Origin of the sequence: Palaeococcus pacificus DY20341 (genome assembly GCF_000725425.1) — an archaeon.
GTDB classification, from domain to species: Archaea; Methanobacteriota_B; Thermococci; order Thermococcales; family Thermococcaceae; genus Palaeococcus; species Palaeococcus pacificus.
Genome location: NZ_CP006019.1, coordinates 1,086,330 through 1,102,045 on the forward strand (window position 1 = coordinate 1,086,330; position 15,716 = coordinate 1,102,045).

General features: G+C 43.4%; 12 protein-coding genes. 3 read left to right on the forward strand and 9 right to left on the reverse strand.

What is annotated here, in order from left to right; translation table 11 throughout:
- Positions 1-35: 35 nt before the first annotated feature.
- The 5 genes from PAP_RS05985 to PAP_RS06005 all read right to left on the reverse strand — a co-directional run bounded on the left by PAP_RS05985 (position 36) and on the right by PAP_RS06005 (position 5,008).
- Entirely contained in the window at positions 36-1,277 is a 1,242-nt protein-coding gene (locus PAP_RS05985) for a sugar phosphate nucleotidyltransferase (protein WP_048165150.1), read from the reverse strand.
- Positions 1,278-1,365: 88 nt separating this feature from the next.
- The gene (locus PAP_RS05990) at positions 1,366-1,635 is read right to left on the reverse strand and encodes a helix-turn-helix domain-containing protein (protein WP_048165151.1); all 270 of its coding nucleotides are present in this window, start codon (positions 1,633-1,635) and stop codon (positions 1,366-1,368) included.
- Between the two features lie 22 nt (positions 1,636-1,657).
- Positions 1,658-3,703 carry a ferrous iron transport protein B gene (gene feoB, locus PAP_RS05995; RefSeq protein WP_084177539.1) on the reverse strand — a complete coding sequence of 682 codons (2,046 nt, stop codon included), beginning with the start codon at positions 3,701-3,703 and terminating at the stop codon, positions 1,658-1,660.
- Positions 3,703-3,939 carry a FeoA family protein gene (locus PAP_RS06000; protein ID WP_394296778.1) on the reverse strand — a complete coding sequence of 79 codons (237 nt, stop codon included), beginning with the start codon at positions 3,937-3,939 and terminating at the stop codon, positions 3,703-3,705. The genes feoB and PAP_RS06000 overlap by 1 nt, the downstream gene beginning before the upstream one ends.
- A 118-nt stretch (positions 3,940-4,057) precedes the next feature.
- On the reverse strand, positions 4,058-5,008 hold the full coding sequence (locus PAP_RS06005; RefSeq protein ID WP_048165153.1) for a radical SAM protein: 951 nt from the start codon (positions 5,006-5,008) through the stop codon (positions 4,058-4,060).
- Positions 5,009-5,165: 157 nt separating this feature from the next.
- On the opposite strand from PAP_RS06005, the gene PAP_RS06010 reads away from it, so the two are divergent.
- On the forward strand, positions 5,166-6,458 hold the full coding sequence (locus tag PAP_RS06010) for an MFS transporter (RefSeq protein WP_052649092.1): 1,293 nt from the start codon (positions 5,166-5,168) through the stop codon (positions 6,456-6,458).
- On the opposite strand, the gene PAP_RS06015 is transcribed toward PAP_RS06010, so the two are convergent.
- Positions 6,445-7,260 (reverse strand): MBL fold metallo-hydrolase, encoded by an 816-nt coding sequence (locus PAP_RS06015; RefSeq protein WP_048165154.1) that lies wholly within the window; start codon positions 7,258-7,260, stop codon positions 6,445-6,447. The genes PAP_RS06010 and PAP_RS06015 overlap by 14 nt on opposite strands.
- Before the next feature lie 104 nt (positions 7,261-7,364).
- On the opposite strand from PAP_RS06015, the gene PAP_RS06020 reads away from it, so the two are divergent.
- Positions 7,365-8,135 carry a hypothetical protein gene (locus PAP_RS06020; protein ID WP_048165155.1) on the forward strand — a complete coding sequence of 257 codons (771 nt, stop codon included), beginning with the start codon at positions 7,365-7,367 and terminating at the stop codon, positions 8,133-8,135.
- Entirely contained in the window at positions 8,089-9,543 is a 1,455-nt protein-coding gene (locus PAP_RS06025; protein WP_048165156.1) for a DUF402 domain-containing protein, read from the forward strand. The genes PAP_RS06020 and PAP_RS06025 overlap by 47 nt, the downstream gene beginning before the upstream one ends.
- 64 nt (positions 9,544-9,607) lie before the next feature.
- Here the strand turns inward: PAP_RS06025 and PAP_RS06030 are convergent, their stop codons facing one another.
- The 3 genes from PAP_RS06030 to PAP_RS06040 all read right to left on the reverse strand — a co-directional run bounded on the left by PAP_RS06030 (position 9,608) and on the right by PAP_RS06040 (position 15,675).
- Entirely contained in the window at positions 9,608-10,279 is a 672-nt protein-coding gene (locus tag PAP_RS06030; RefSeq protein WP_048165157.1) for a segregation and condensation protein A, read from the reverse strand.
- Between the two features lie 37 nt (positions 10,280-10,316).
- Positions 10,317-13,853: a chromosome segregation protein SMC gene (smc, locus tag PAP_RS06035; protein ID WP_048165158.1), complete on the reverse strand. Its 3,537-nt coding sequence runs from the start codon at positions 13,851-13,853 to the stop codon at positions 10,317-10,319.
- A 136-nt stretch (positions 13,854-13,989) separates the two neighbouring features.
- Entirely contained in the window at positions 13,990-15,675 is a 1,686-nt protein-coding gene (locus PAP_RS06040; RefSeq protein ID WP_048165159.1) for an acyl-CoA mutase large subunit family protein, read from the reverse strand.
- Positions 15,676-15,716 lie beyond the last annotated feature (41 nt).

Genomic DNA, 15,716 nt, shown 5'->3' on the forward strand with positions numbered 1-15,716 from the left:
CTTATTCCTATCCCCCCAGAAAAAGAGAAATGGAATCAGAAGAGCCATTGGTTCTCAATACACTCATCGCATGGGGGCTTTTCCCCGGCCATGGCCTTGAACTTCTTGTAAATGCACTCTGGAAGTCCAAGTGGGCATCTGTCTGGCGTGAGCTCGGGCCTAACCTTGGTTGGGTCGAGCTTGAGCTTGAGCCAAGCCTCATACTCCTCTACCTTCTTCCATGGAAGCACCTTAGCACTGTAGATTACCAAGTTGTCGTAAATCTTTGCGTAGTCTCCTATTACAGCGTTCTCTTTAACTATGACGTTCTGCCCAATAACAACGCCTTCACCGAGTATTGAGTCTTTAATTTCGCTCTTCTCTTTGATTATGTCGCTTCCGATAAGTATTGCCCTCTTTAAGTAGGCCTTTTCTTTAATTATGGTGTTCGGTCCAATGTATGTATAGGCTTTTATCTTAACGCCTTTCCCGACCTTTGCCCCCCTATCTATGTACGCAGGCCCCTGTATTTCGACATCCTCTGCGACTTCTGCACCCTCTTTTATGGTGTAGTAACCGTTCTCCTTGGTTATCTCATCAAGGATTATCTGGTGGGCGTAGAACAGGTCTTCGGGAGTTCCGAGGTCAACCCAATATGTATCCCTCGCCATCTTATAGCCGTAAACTAGTCCCTGGCTCACATATTTTGGAAGTATCTCCCTCTCAAAGTAGATTTCTTTGTTCTTTGGAACATCCTTTAAGACTTCCTTGTTCACAACGTATATTCCAGCGTCGATTGTGTTTGTCTTGGGTCTTCTAGGCTTCTCTTCGAACTCCACAACTTTTCCTTCCTCGTTTAGCTCAACCACACCGTACTTCTCTGGGTCATATACTTTTGTAACGGCAACAGTGACTAAGCCACCGTTCTTTTTGTGGGCTTCTATGAGCTCCCCAAAGTCAAAGTTTGTAAACACATCTCCGTAGATGACCAAAAAGTCCTCGCTAACGAATTCTTCAACATTTTTGAGTGCTCCTCCTGTTTCGAGAGGCATTGGGTCGTTTACAAAGCGGATGTCTTTTGGGTAATCCGCCATATTATCCTCTATGAACTCTCTGATTTCTCCCTTCATGTAATGAACTGAGAGAATTATTTCGTCAATTTCTTTAACTTTTTCTAAGCTCTCCAAGAGATATTGGAGGTTTGGCTTTCCGAGAACAGGTACCATCGGCTTTGGTCTTGTGGATGAAATTGGCCTTAACCTCGTTCCGAATCCTCCAGCAAGAATAACTGCTTTCATGATATCACCAATTATAATTAACAGTAGAAAGCTTATATATTTTACGGCCATTAAATATGGATAACGATGAACGCTTTTATTATAATGTTCATTTTTGAACATTATCTTTGGAATCCTTTTTACTCACTTGATAGAGCGTCCCTTTAAACTGAATACAGCTCCCCGGACAGATTTCCTTTAGAGGACAACTCCCGCATGAGGAGCTTCCGAGTTCCACTTTTTCTATGTATCCCAAGCTCTCAAGAATTTTTATTATCCCCTCTACCTCTTTTTCGTCTATACCGAGCTTTTCCCCAATCTCTCTTGGATTTGTTGCCCCTCTTTTTATCAGCTCCAAAACTTCGTCGAGCTTTCCCATCTCAAAACCCCCTAAAAATAAATTAAAAGCCAAGTAAAAGGCCTATGTGGTAAGTTAATATCCCTATGATGCTTGCCAGGGCCAAGTTGTAAACTACTGCGACGAAAGCCCATTTATTGCCTCCTTCGGCTCTTATAGCACCAATTGTAGCTATGCATGGTAGGTATAGGGTAGTCACTATGCCCAAGACAAATGCCTGGAGGGGTGTCATTGCGCCTCTCATTAGCATTGCTAAAGCCTCTTCACTTTCGCCCACGCCATAGATTATTCCGTAAGTTGCGATAACATTTTCTTTAGCGATTATTCCGAATATTAAGCTTACTGCAGCCTTCCAATCCAACCCCATAAGCATGGTAAATGGCTCAAAAGCCCTTCCAAGCTGTTCTGAATAGCTTAAACCTCCTCCAATTGGTTCTGGATAGTTGCTCAAATACCAAATAGCTATTGCACCGATTAGGATTACTGTTCCTGCTTTTCTCAGGAATTCCTTGCTTCTCTCCCATGAATGGAGCACTACAGTTTTCCATGATGGAAGGAGATAGTCAGGCAGCTCAATTATAAATGGGCTCTCTTCTCCTTTGATTACAAATTTGCCAAGGAGCAGGCCTGAGAGCAGAGCTAGGAATATTGAAACGGTGTATATGGATACGGCTATTAAGGCTTGATGCTCTGTGAAAAATGCCCCTGCTAGGAAAGTTATTACCACCATTCTTGCACTGCACGGCACGAGAGGATTAATCAGCATCGTTAAAATCCTATCCCTCTCATCCTCCAAAGTTCTTGTGGCCATTATTGCAGGGACATTACACCCAAAGGCGAGCACCATTGGGATAAAGCTCTTTCCGGGCAGGCCGAACTTTTTCATTACCTTCTCCATAACAACTGCCACTCTGGCCATATAGCCTGTGTCCTCTAATATTGCCATTGCTATAAACAGCAAGAAGACCAATGGGAAAAAGCTCAGCACTGCACCAACGCCGCCTATGATACCCTCCACAATTAATCCTCTTAGAGCTTCGTTAGCGATATATGGTGCTATTGATTCTCCAAGTGAGGCGAAAAAGCTGTCTAGGAACTCTTGCATTGGAGTACCTAATGTGAATACGAACTTAAATAAAGCATAGAAAACTGCCAGCAGACTCAAAAAGCCGTAAAGAGGATGGGTTAGAATTCTATCGAGCTGATCGCTCAGTGTTTCTCTAACTTCCCCAAAGTGTGTCACAAATTGGTGCATTAGCCTATCTATGAACTCGTACTTTTGGTTTGCTATTACTATATCGAGAGAGCGCTTGTAATGAACCTCAAGTTCGCTTATATGCTGCAGAATCTCGTCCATTTTTGTCTGTCCTAGATACTTCAAGACGAGCTTTATGACTTCTTGGTCTCTTGTTAAGAGCTTTACGGCAAGCCACCTAATATTATACTGCTCTGCTAAAGGTGTCCCTTCTAAAACCCGGCTTACATGCTCTATTTCCCTTTCAATTGGCTCCTCATAGACCGGAATCACTGGATTTGTGCTTATTTTTCTTTCCGCCATTGCAGCTATTGTCCTCTTTAGCTCCTCAAGGCCTGTACCTTCTTTAGCGTTTGTGGGAATTATGGGAATCCCAAGCACTTTTTCCATCTTTTTTATGTCGAACTTTGCCCCTTTCTTCTTTGCAATATCTATCTTGTTGAGGGCCAGTACAACATTTTTAACCCCCATTTCAAGTATTTCCATCGTTAGGAAAAGATTCCTCATAAGGCATGAGGCATCAACAACATCAACTATAACTTCTGCATTTCCTTTGAGGATGAAGTTCCTTGCAATGAGCTCATCTATAGAGTGGGCTGTTAGTGAGTAAGTTCCCGGTAAATCGACAACGAGAAACTCCTCATTTTTATACTTCATTATGCCCTCTTTTTTCTCAACGGTTACACCGGGCCAATTTCCAACATGCTGTCTCAAGCCGGTTAGAGCATTAAAGATAGTCGTTTTACCTACATTTGGATTTCCAGCTAACGCTACCACCATTAAACCTTGCTTCTTTTTGTTAGGGATGTCGTTCCTCTCACAGCAGGACGCCATTAAGCTTCCCTCCTCAGGAGAATTCTATCGGCAACGCCTCTACCTAGGGCAAGGCGCATGTTTCCAATCGCAATAATAAATGGGCCGGGTTTTCCTGATTTTATGACTACAATTCGCGCCCCTGGAGTTATTCCCATTCCAATAAGCTTTTGTCTAACGCCTATTCCTCCTTGAATGTCTACAACAACTCCTTTCTCTCCTTCCCTCATCTGAGTCAAACGTACATACATGAGCATCACCGTTAGGTTACCCTAATTCGATTATAAGATGCGTAGGATGCCTTAAAAACGTTTGGTTAGCCTAATGATTAAGATAAGTTTGAAAAGAAAACCTAAAAGATTGGAAAATAGAAAATCATGCTCTGCTTTTGAGCTTTCTCATGTAGAACTTCTTACCTTCATACTCAAGCTCGATGAGCTTTCCCTCCCCTAGAAGTGCTTCCACAATGCTCCAATCGGCATTGGCTTTCTTTAAGAGTTCTCTAACAGCGTCTTCGCGCATTGGATGCACGGAAGTTATTGAGAGCAAATCTTCCTCAATGTTTCCCGTAAATGCGAATGCGTTTCCTTCGTAGCCCATTAAATATTCAACTCTATCTTCGCCGAGGGCTTTGGCAAAGGTTTGGAAAGCGTGATTTATTGCTTCCTCCTTAGCCGGTTTCACCCACTCCTCTGCTGGAGGCCGTGTGGGAATGCCTATGTAAGCCACATCAGGCTTAAGCTCCCTCAAAAATTCGGCAATCTTTTCTAACTCATCGCTATAATTAATGCCGTCAATGAGCATTGTTTCCGTTACGAGCTTTCCCCTAAACTCTCCCCTAAATTCGAGCATTCCCTCAAGTATTTTTTCGAGCTTTAAGCTTTTATGCGGTCTGTCGATTTTCTTCCATAGCTCTTCACTCACAGCATCGAGCTTTAGAGAAACAAAGTCAAATTTTAGCAAGTTTTCCCTAACGTCTTCATGCCAAATTAGCGAGGCGTTTGTTAAGATAGCCAAAGGAACTCCGAGTTTCCTCAAGAGGTCAATTTCTTCTCCAAGGTTCGCATCGAGGGTTGGTTCTCCATCTGGAACGAAGGTGATGTAGTCTATTTTTTCGTCTCTTGCTTTAGCATTATCCACCTTCTTCTTAGCTTCCTCAAAGATTAGCTCCGGAGGATAGAATGCTCTCCTCTCGACTTCCATCCTCAATGTTCTTCCAATTTGGCAATAAACGCAAGCATAGGAGCAGACTTTATCAGGGATATTGTTTATGCCCAAACTCCTGCCAAGCCTTCTTGAAGGAACCGGACCAAAAGCTATTGACATTATTTATCACCAAGTGTTAGGTTGACCTAAAATAGTATAAACCTTTTGGAATTTTCTGCTTGTCTTGGGATTTTTCAAAGTTTATTTCAATCCTTTTATTCTTACCCAAAACTTTATAAACTCAATGTACACCACCCCGCCCCTCAAGGTGAAAAAAATGAGTCAAAGAGTGGTCTCCTCATCAAGAAAGAATCATGCGAACATGGTGACAAAACGGAGGTATAGCTTTCACTATGGGGTATTTAAGATACCGAATTGGTTTTACTCCTTCGTGCCATTTAAAATTGCCACGGGCGGCAGTTCTGTCCTAATGCCCTTATATCTCCTCCAATTGGGTGGAAGTGCCCAGCTGGTTGGTGTTATGAACTCTTTGGCGAGCTTAGCGTCAATGATTGGGACGCTGTTTTGGGGCAGACTCTCAGATAAAACGCTAAAGAGAAGGCTATTTATAACGCTCGGATTCTCAAGTGTCAGCATATTCCTGGCTCTCCTCGCAATTGTGGGAAGTGCCGGTGAGCTTATCATCCTCAATACTCTCTATGCATTTTTCCTCGCTACAACTATCTCCGTACCTGTTGTTTTAGCGCTGAGGAGTGTTAGAAAGACATATTGGGACTTTGGACTTGGAAAGTTCAGCGAAATAGGCGGCTGGGGCTGGACGTTCGGCTTGGTTTTAGGCCTTGCGCTCTCCAAATATCTAAGCATAAGCGCTCTATTGCTACTCTTCGCTATCATTAACTTTCCCTCCATTTTATTAGGTGCGTCTCTCATTAGGGAAATCCCGATATACGTAAACAGAGAGAGCATAGCCCTATTTAGAAACGCAGTTGTCCAAAAGGCACGCTATGCTCCAAGCTTCGTTCTCCACATACCCAGTACACTCAAAGGGTTTAGAAGGTTCTCAAAGTGCAGGGCTTTTTATGCACATTCTTTCCTATTTTGGATAGCCACTGGCCTTTACTTCTCCCAAGTACCTGTCTTCTTGACGTTTAGCGGTTTCAGCAGAGAAAAAATTTATTTAATTGCCATTGCAAACTCTGCGATCTCCGCTTTCATGTACACTCGGGTGGGTTTAATGCTAAAGAATGACAACCTCTTCAAGGTCTTAAGGAGGGGCTTGCTCCTTAGATTCCTGGGAATAGCGGCAATTTTCATAGCAGTTGTTGGAGCGAGAGGTGTATTCATATTAGCTCTAGCTTCGTACTTGTTAGCGGGCCTCTCATGGTCATTTATAAGCATCTCGGGCACTTCCTTGGTCGGAAGGTTGGCAGGCGAAAAAGAGAAGGGAACAGCTATGGGAATTTACAACCTCGTGAACTCTTTAGGTTTGATAGTGGGCAGTCTCTCAAGCGGATTTATCGTGGAAGGCTTTGGCTTCGGTGTTGAGTATGCCTTGGCTTTGCTCTTTGTCCTTTTAAGCCTGCTTCCGATTAGGACTAAAGCTCTATGACCTTTCCAACATAGAGAGGCTCAAAGCTTTCGCCAAAGGTCATTTTAAATTGCGCCATTGCATCGAAGCCGGTGCAGTGGCCAGCATAGAGCTTTTGAACTTCCATATCTTTTAATCCTTTTATGGCCTCGTTTATTATCCTATTTTTAGCGTTAATTAGGTGAAATCCTCCTATCAAGGCTTTCAATGGCTTCCCCATAACATCTCGAGCGTGCATAGCTATGTTTAAAATCCCGCTGTGGCCGCACCCAGTTATTGCAGCTATTCCATCATCCAAGTCCAAAATTAGGGCCATGTCGTCTCTAACGTCATCTTTAATTAGCTTTCCTTCTCTAATTTTATATCCAACTGTCCTGTCCCAAGTCCTTCTCTCTATTTCGCCGCTACCCCAAATTCCCTCAACTATCTCAAAGGGATTACTTACTAAAATAAACTCCGCCCCCAAATCCTTGAGTTCTTCGCGCCTGAAAGGAAGGCTTATGTCCCTTAAGCGAGGCTTTAGAGCAACACGCTTGGAGAAAACATCTGGATGCGCTATTATTGGCAGTTTTTCCTCCCTTACCTCCAAAAGCGATTTTATGCCATAGGTGTGGTCGTAGTGTCCGTGGGTTAGGAATAGGTAGTCTACATCATTTGGGTTAACTCCAAGGGATTTCATGTTTTTGAGCAAAACTTTACCATCTACTCCAGTATCGACTAAAATCTTGTGACCTTTATGCTCCACCAAAACCGAAAATCCGTGCCCTCCAAAGAGACCTTTCCTAAAGCCGCTGTGGTTCTCAAATATTACCGTGATTTTCATGTCATTCACCAAAAAATTGTATTCTTTAAGGTGTTTAAAGTTATCCTCAATCAAAGCGAAAAGTAAAAGTAGGGCTTGTTCCAAAGAAATGTTCGGGGGTAGCGATGGAAATAGGCGAATTTAGAGAACTCATCTCTAAAGCGGATGAGCTCCACCAGAATTTTGGGAAAAAGTTTGCAAAGCTGTTTGAACCGGGAATAGTGAGTCATGTTGAGGATTTAAGGGGGATTCTGCATGAGCTTTATTCACTCGCAGAGGAGAAGTTCAACATTTCTTCTCAAATTTACAAAGCGGCATTCATCTATGGTTTGGAGAACGAGGCTAAAGAGCTCCAAAAGAATGAGCACCAAATGAAGTTTAGGCTTGAGGAAGTTTTAGCGGCCTTAACATCTGCTCTTGAGAGCTATAGTGAGAGGACTAAGCTTAACTCAACACTTCAGAGGCTTTTGCAGTTTTATCGCGTTTACGATTACTCCGCACATCGGGCACTCCAAGCTTTGAGTGCTGAAGTTGAGGGTTTAACCTTGATTGGAAGAAGCGAAAAAGAGAAAAAGCTTCCCGGTGGAATACTCGAACGTATAAATAAAATAAGTAAGCTAGAAGAAGACTTTAACACTCTCTTAAGGTTCACTTATCACCTTTATACTCACCCCTCTTGGGTCCATAAAGTTGAAGAAGCTTTGAGAGAGTGGCACTCAATGGGTCTGCTTTGGGTGGAAGCGAGAAATGTTGAGAAAAAGAGTGGGGTTGAGAGAGACAGCGCCAGCGAGATACTCGAAGGTTTGATGCTCATTGGTCTTGTGGAAAAGAAGATGAGAGGTGGTGAAAGTGTCTACAAACTCAGAGGTTTCGGTGAGGATAAGGGGAATATATAGCACAGCACTGACGAAGCTGCTATTAGACAAGGGCTTCAAAATAAGCCAGCCGAGCAAGAAGACAGCTGAGAGACTCAATTTGGAAAAGACATATGAAGAATTTGATGTGGATATATACAACAAGAAGGATGAGCAGGGTGTTGTTTTAGTAGGCACTAAAGTTGAGGCCGTTAAGGAAGCCTTGGAAGAAGAATTAATTGATGTGTTTTTCAGAAAGATGCCCTACCAGCTCTACGGCATATATAAAGGAATAGTGGTGAACAGAGACGAGCAGTACATATACGTCGATATCGGAGATGCCATAGGGACAGTACTCATCGAAGAACTTCCCGATGCTGTCGAAGGAGATGAGGTTTTAGTTCAGGTTAAGAAGTACAACGTTTTGCCGCACTTGAGCATTTTGCTCACGATACCCGGAGACTATGCTGTGTTGATCCCTAAGCCTATTGGAGCTCAGAAGCATGTTAAGATATCGAGAAAGATTAGGGACAGAGAAGAGAGGGATAGGCTCAAAATACTTGGTTTAAGCATTGATCTTGGAGAATGGGGGGTTCTGTGGAGAACAGCCGCTGCATATAAGGATTGGAATCTTTTGAAGGAAGAACTTGTAAAGCTCTCGGAACTGGCCGATAGGCTCAAAGATGCTGAGAACTACTCTGCTCCAACTAAGATAATTGATGGAAGGAACATCTATGAAGTAGAGTTTGGAGGAGGGGCGAAGAAGAAGCTGGATGCAATTAGAAATGAAGTTATTCCTACAATAGAAGGACACCATCAGTTCAAAGCCTACGATCCGGAGTTTAGGTTTGCAGTTGAAGTTGCGGAGGCTATATTGGGTAAAGTTGGCCAAAGAGCAAAAGTCAAAGAGGGCTTTTTGGAGGCGGTTGTTAAAAACAAGGGGCCAAAAGTTGGATGGCTCTTTAGCTTGGAGCATGTTAAGCCAGATGGCCAGAAAGTAAAAATTGGTCCTGGAGAAGTTGTTGATATTTCATTCGACCCATTTAAGGTCGTTGTTAAAAGGCGCTTAAAACCGGGTAAGTTCTACGACGGCCTTGAGATGCCCATTGAGTACGGAGACTATGCAATAACAGAGCTCGGAGAAGGTAAGTGGTGGTTTGTACACAGGTATTACAACAAAGACGGCGAGCTTAAGGGAGAGTACTACAACATAAACACTCCCATTGAGATATACCCGGATAAGGCTAGATACATAGACTTAGAGGTGGACATCGTTAGATGGCCCGATGGAAAGAAGGAGATAATCGACAAAGATGAACTAACAAGGCATTATGAAGATGGAATAATAAGTGAAAAGCTCTACAAGGCTGTCCTTAAGATAACGCAGGAAGTGTTTGAGCGTATTGATGCTGAAGAAGTGAAAGAAGTCGAGGAAGTTAACGAGGAGTAGTCTTTTTCCCTCTTTTTTAAATTATAATCGAGTGCTTCTAAGGATAAAAAAGTGTTGAGGGAATTTAATTTCCTTTCAATGCTTCTATAGGGAGTATGTAGATTTCACCGAAGGGCTCTTCTTGGATTATCTCCACTTTCCCCATATTCGCTAGGAAGAGGATGTAGAGGAATGTCCTTGCCACTATCTTTGGGCGTGGGTCAAATACAAGATCCCAAAAGCTTATCTTATCCTTGGTCTCCTCATAGGCCTCCTTCACTATCTCGTATAAACGGTTAACGTGCTTTTCGATATCAACCCTAAAATCATCAACGACGAATATCTCTTCCTCTATTTTGACCTTCTTTCTCTTTCTTGGTTTTTTGCGTTCCGCCTCTTCGAGAGCGTCCATGAGGGCATCTATGAGATCCTCCAAGGTATAGTGGCGTTCAACTCTTCTAATGGGCGGTACTATTGGATCGACCTCAACGTGAATGCGCTCTTTTGCTTCTTCCTTATCCTCATCCTTTTCATCACCGTAGAGGAGCGCTTCAGTTTTCATCCTAAGCAAAATCGATGCTGCTAAAATAGCTCTCGCCGAGACCCTTAGGTCTAGGTCTTTCATCTCCCTAAGCCTCTCGATATACTTCTCCGTCAGGTCAGCTATGTCAATGTTCCATGGGTCAACTTTTCCCATCATGACAAGCTGGAGTAGTATATCAACGGGAGTTATTTCCTCCTCCATTCTATGCTCCATTTCAAAGCCTCCAATTAAAGGTTTTTAAAATTAAAAACTAAAGGCCTAAAGCATTTTTCTGCCTTGCCTTTTCAATGTACTCCATGGCCTTCTCCAAGCTCAAGCTGACGACCCTTGAAATGCCCTCACGCATTGAGACACCGATTATCTTATCGGCATTGGCCATCATCACGTCTCTAAGCGTTATCACGATGAACTGGCTCGTCTGTGAGCCTTCTTTAATTAGGTCAGCCACACGCTTAACGTTGGCGTCATCGAGGTGTGCATCAATTTCGTCGAAGAGGTAGAATGGAGCTGGCTTGTAGTGCTGGATGGCGAAGACGAACGCCAATGCCGTCAAAGCTTTTTCACCGCCGCTCATAGCCTCTATCCTCTTTACCTCTTTCCCTGCGGGTTTTGCTTCAATCTCAAGTCCTCCGCTGAATGGATCCTCCTCATTCTCCAGCTTAAGCTTGGCCTCTCCTCCGGGGCTCAGCTTAGCGAAGAGCTTGGAGAAGTTTTCGGCTATGGCATTGAGTGTTGCCATGAAAACGCTCTTCTTTTGAGACTCTATCTCATCTATGAACTCCACAATGCTGTCCTTCTCAGCCTCTAACTTTTCTCTCTTTGACTTAAGCTCGAGATAGCGCGTCTCTACGACCTCGTAGTCCTCAATAGCCTTCATGTTGACAGGTTCGAGTCTCTTAATCTCTTCTTCCATCTCGTCTATCTCATCTCTAAGCTTTTCCAAATCGAGGGGGATTTCTTTAACGAGCTTTACGTCGTGGTGCTTGAGCTCACGGTTAAGCTCTTGGAGCTTGGCGTTGTATTGTGCTACCTGTATCTTCAACGTGTTTGCTTCTATTCCCAGCTTTTGAAGTTCCTCTCTAAGCTTGTCCTTCTCTTCCCTTAATGATATGAGCTTTGTCTTTAGCTTTTCTCTCTTATCCCTTAGGCCTTTCACGTCCTCTTTCAACTTTGACTCCTCTTCTTGAAGCTTCTGGAGCTCTTTACCTAAGACCTCGATATCTTCTTCATTTTTGGTTATGCTCTGTTTAAATGCGTTTATCTTGTTGGCTAAGCCCTCAATCTCCTCTTCTAAATCCGCTCTCCTGGGGATGAGCTCCTCGTTAATTCTAATGTCCAAACTTTCGAGCTTTGATTCAACCTTGCTCAGCTCTTCCTTAAGCTTTGTGAGCTCATGCTCAACTTCCCTTATCTTCTGGTTCAATTCTCTTGCCTCTGGGTTGTCCAAAGCTTTTCTGAGCTTTTCCTTCTTCTTTTCTAAGCGCTCAATCCTTCCTTCAAGCTTTGCCATCTCTCCCTTCGTGTCCTTTATCCTCTTTTTGAGCTCTTCTATAAGCTTTTCACTCTCTTCAATCTCTTCGCTCGCAAGCTTATCTTCCCCTAGAAGCCTCATCATGTCCTTTTGGAGGACTTCCAAGTCCTTTGAGACGTCGCTTTTCTTTACTCTAAGCTCAAACAGTTCTCTCTCAAGTCCTCTATGCTCCACCTTCAGCGCGTTTAAAATAGATTCCATACTCTCTTTTTGGGTTTCGAGAGCTTGAACCTTTGCTCTAACTTCCTCAATGTTTCCAATGCTTATCCTCTGCCTCGGTCTATAGTGCCCTCCAACTATTGCACCGCTCCTCTCAAGGAGTTCACCGCCAAGGGTTACCATTCTTGCCTTGCCTATCCCTATTCTCCGCGCTTCGTTCATGTCTTCAACTACGAGGGTATCCCCGAGGGCAAAAGAAACTGCGTTCTCATATCTCGGATTGTACTCCACCAATTCAATCGCTGGGATTCCGCCGCCAACACTCGGCGCTTTTCTCGGCTTTATCTTATTGAGAGGGAGAAAAGTTAAACGTCCAAGTTTGTTACGTTTGAGGAACTTTATTGCCTCCTCTGCAACCTTATCATCTTCCACAACGAGGTTATCGAAGTGAGATCCTAAAGCAACATCTACAGCCGTTAGATACTTCTCATCAACTACTTTAATCAATTCACCAAGGGCACCATGAATGCCCCGTATTCCAGAACGCTTTAGGGCTTCAATAGCTCTGTTCTTACTTCCTTGGGCTTCCTGCCTTGCCTCTAACTTAATGAGTTCTTTCTTGGCACTTTCCAATTCAGCAGTAATTTTTTGCAACTCCCTCTGCTTCTCCTCTATTTCCTTTTCGAGCTTTCTTAATTTGCTCTCTCCCCTCTGCATACTGTTTTCTATTTTGCTCTGCTCTTCTTTTTTCTCCTCTATTTTTACTTTGAGCTCCTGAATCTTGTTCTTTAGTGAGAGCTTTTTGGCCTTCAACTGGCTTATCCTGACCTGTAAACGCTCGATATTTTCATTGAACTTTGTGATATCGTTTTCTTTTTGGTAGTATTGGCGTTTGAGGTTTTCAAGCTCATCTGTGGTTTTATCGAACTCCTGCTTTGCTATCGTGAAGTTTTTGTCTATCTCACCGAGCTTGACTACAAGTTCATTCCTCTCTTTCTCCTTCTCTTGAATTTGTGCTATCAACTTCTCCCTGCGCTTTTTCCACCTTTCTATTGCACCTTTGCTCCTTTCTATCTCTTCAGAAACTTTCTTTAGCTCATCTTTGGCTTTGGCCATCCTAAATCTGCTGTCCTCTATCTCTTTCTTTGCAAGCTCAATGTTCCTCTTAGCAACCTCTATCTTCGACTGGACCTCACTCATCTTTCTCGTTAGCTCTAAAAGCTCTTCACCGCTCTCGCTTTCAAGTGTGGCTTCAACCCTCTGGAGTTCCTTTTCTGTCTCTACAATCTCTTTAGCTATTCCACTCAAGCGTTTCTCTATTTCGCTTTCTTTACTTTGAAGTTCAGCTTCTTTCTTTTCGCTTTCATTTATCAAGCGCTCGAGCTTCTTAATCTCACCAACCAAAAGCGTAACTTTAGCCTTTTCCAGCCTTTCCTTTAAATCGAGATACCGCAAAGCGTCGTTTCTCTCTTTTTCAAGCTTATCGAGTTGTTTTTTAACCTCACTTATAAGCAAATCAACCCTCGCTAAATTCTCTTCCGCCTGCTTGAGCTCTTCCATGGCCCTCTTCTTCTTCTCATCGTATTCAGCAATTCCTGAAATTTCATCGATTATTAAACGTCTCTCAGTTGGACTCATCTTGATGAACTTTGTGATATCTCCTTGGAGCACTAAGTTGTAGCCCTCTGGGGAAATCATCGCTGCGCTCAGCAAGTCTAAAATATCACTTCTGCTTGTTCTCTTTCCATTGAGCTTGTAGATACTCCTTCCATCGAGATAAACTCTTCTCGTTATCACAACTTCGTCCTCATCAATGGGAAAGCCCCTATCTTCGTTGTTGAAGTAGAGGGTTACCTCAGCATATTTTGCAGGAGGCTCTTTCTTAGTCCCTGCGAAGATTAAATCACTTATCCTGGTAGCTCTCATTGCTTTTGCGGAGAGTCCGCCGAGAACGAAAAGCATAGCATCGCCCACATTGCTCTTACCGCTCCCGTTTGCCCCCACTATTGCTGTGAACCCCTTGGAGAAAGGTATTACGACTTTTCTGTTGCCATATGATTTGAAACCTTTCATTTCAAGCTTCTCTATGTACGGCATCCTTCACACCTAAATTATAACAAAAGTCAAAGGATATTATATATCTTGCCCTCATCGTCTAATGTCCTAAAAATGCTCACTTCAAAATAAATAGTTCTTACAGAGTATATTCAAAAGTAAGGAGAAAAGAAAAGGCTCAGAATATTAATGGAGCTCTGTATTCTCCCCAAACTTCTCTGAGGACATCTGTGACTTCTCCTAATGTTGCCAAGTGCTTGTGGGCCTCTATGATGTATGGCATTAGGTTGACATCCTCTTTCTCTGCAGCCTTTCTAAGAGCGTCTAATGCTTCTTGGACCTTCTTGTTGTCTCTTGAAGCCTTAAGCTTCTTGAGCCTCTCAATCTGCTTCTCCCTTATGCTTGGGTCAACCTTAAGTATTTCAACATCGAGCTCTTCTTCAACGACGAACTCATTAACGCCAACTATGATGCGCTTCTTCTCCTCAACTTCTCTCTGGTACTTGTAAGCGCTGTCAGCAATCTCCTTTTGAATATATCCGCGCTCAATGGCCCTCATCATTCCGCCCATGGCTTCAATCTTCTCGATGTACTTCATGGCTTCCTCTTCGATGTGGTCGGTGAGCCACTCTATGTAATAGCTGCCTCCAAGTGGGTCGATTGTGTCAACAACGCCGCTCTCGTAGGCTATGATTTGCTGTGTTCTAAGGGCTATCCTAACGCTCTTCTCCGTTGGGAGTGAAAGAGCTTCATCATAGCTGTTTGTGTGTAATGATTGAGTTCCACCCAAAACAGCAGCCAAAGCTTGGATGGCAACCCTAACTATGTTGTTCTCTGGCTGTTGGGCCGTCAAGGTGGAGCCTCCCGTTTGAGTGTGGAATCTTAAGAGCATTGATTTTGGATTCTTGGCATTGAACTTCTCCTTCATTATCTTTGCCCATAATCTCCTTGCGGCCCTGAACTTGGCAATCTCCTCAAGGAAGTTGTTGTGAGCGTTGAAGAAGAAGCTCAACCTTGGAGCGAACTTGTCAACGTCCATACCCCTCGCGATGACAGCTTTGACGTATTCAATACCATCCGCTAATGTGAACGCTACCTCTTGGACCGCATTTGCACCAGCTTCCCTAATGTGGTAACCACTTATTGAGATTGGGTTCCATTTTGGAACGTTCTCGGCACAGTACATAATAACATCAGTGGCCAAACGCATTGACGGCTTTGGCGGGAAGATGTAAGTTCCCCTCGCGATGTACTCTTTGAGGAGATCGTTTTGGACTGTACCTCTGAGGATATTTTGGGGAACACCTTGCTTTTGGGCAACCAATATGTACATAGCTAAGAGGTTTGCCGCTGTGGCGTTAATTGTCATCGAAGTTGAGACCTTATCTAAAGGAATTCCATCGAAAAGAATTTCCATATCCCATAAAGAGTCTATCGCAACACCAACTTTACCCACTTCTCCCTCAGACATTGGGTGGTCGCTATCATAACCAATTTGTGTGGGCAAGTCAAAAGCAACACTCAATCCTGTTTGTCCTTGGGAGAGGAGGTATTTATACCTTTTATTGCTCTCTTCAGCGGTTCCAAACCCTGCGTACTGCCTCATCGTCCAAAATCTTCCCCTATACATCGTTGGGTAAACGCCCCTCGTGAAGGGATATTGACCAGGGAAGTTGAGCTTTTCTAAGTAGTCCCATTCTTCCAAATCCGCGGGGGTGTAAGTCCTTTTAATCTCAAAGCCGTCGTCTGTCATGAATTTTTCCCTTCTCTCGGGTCTCTTAGCGATGAGCGGTTTTACAGCTTTTTCTTCCCATTCCTGTTCAGCTTTCTTAATCTCTTCCACCTTTTTCTTATCAAAAGTCATGAGCACCACCCTAACTCATTATGTTTTAAGCCTATAAAAAC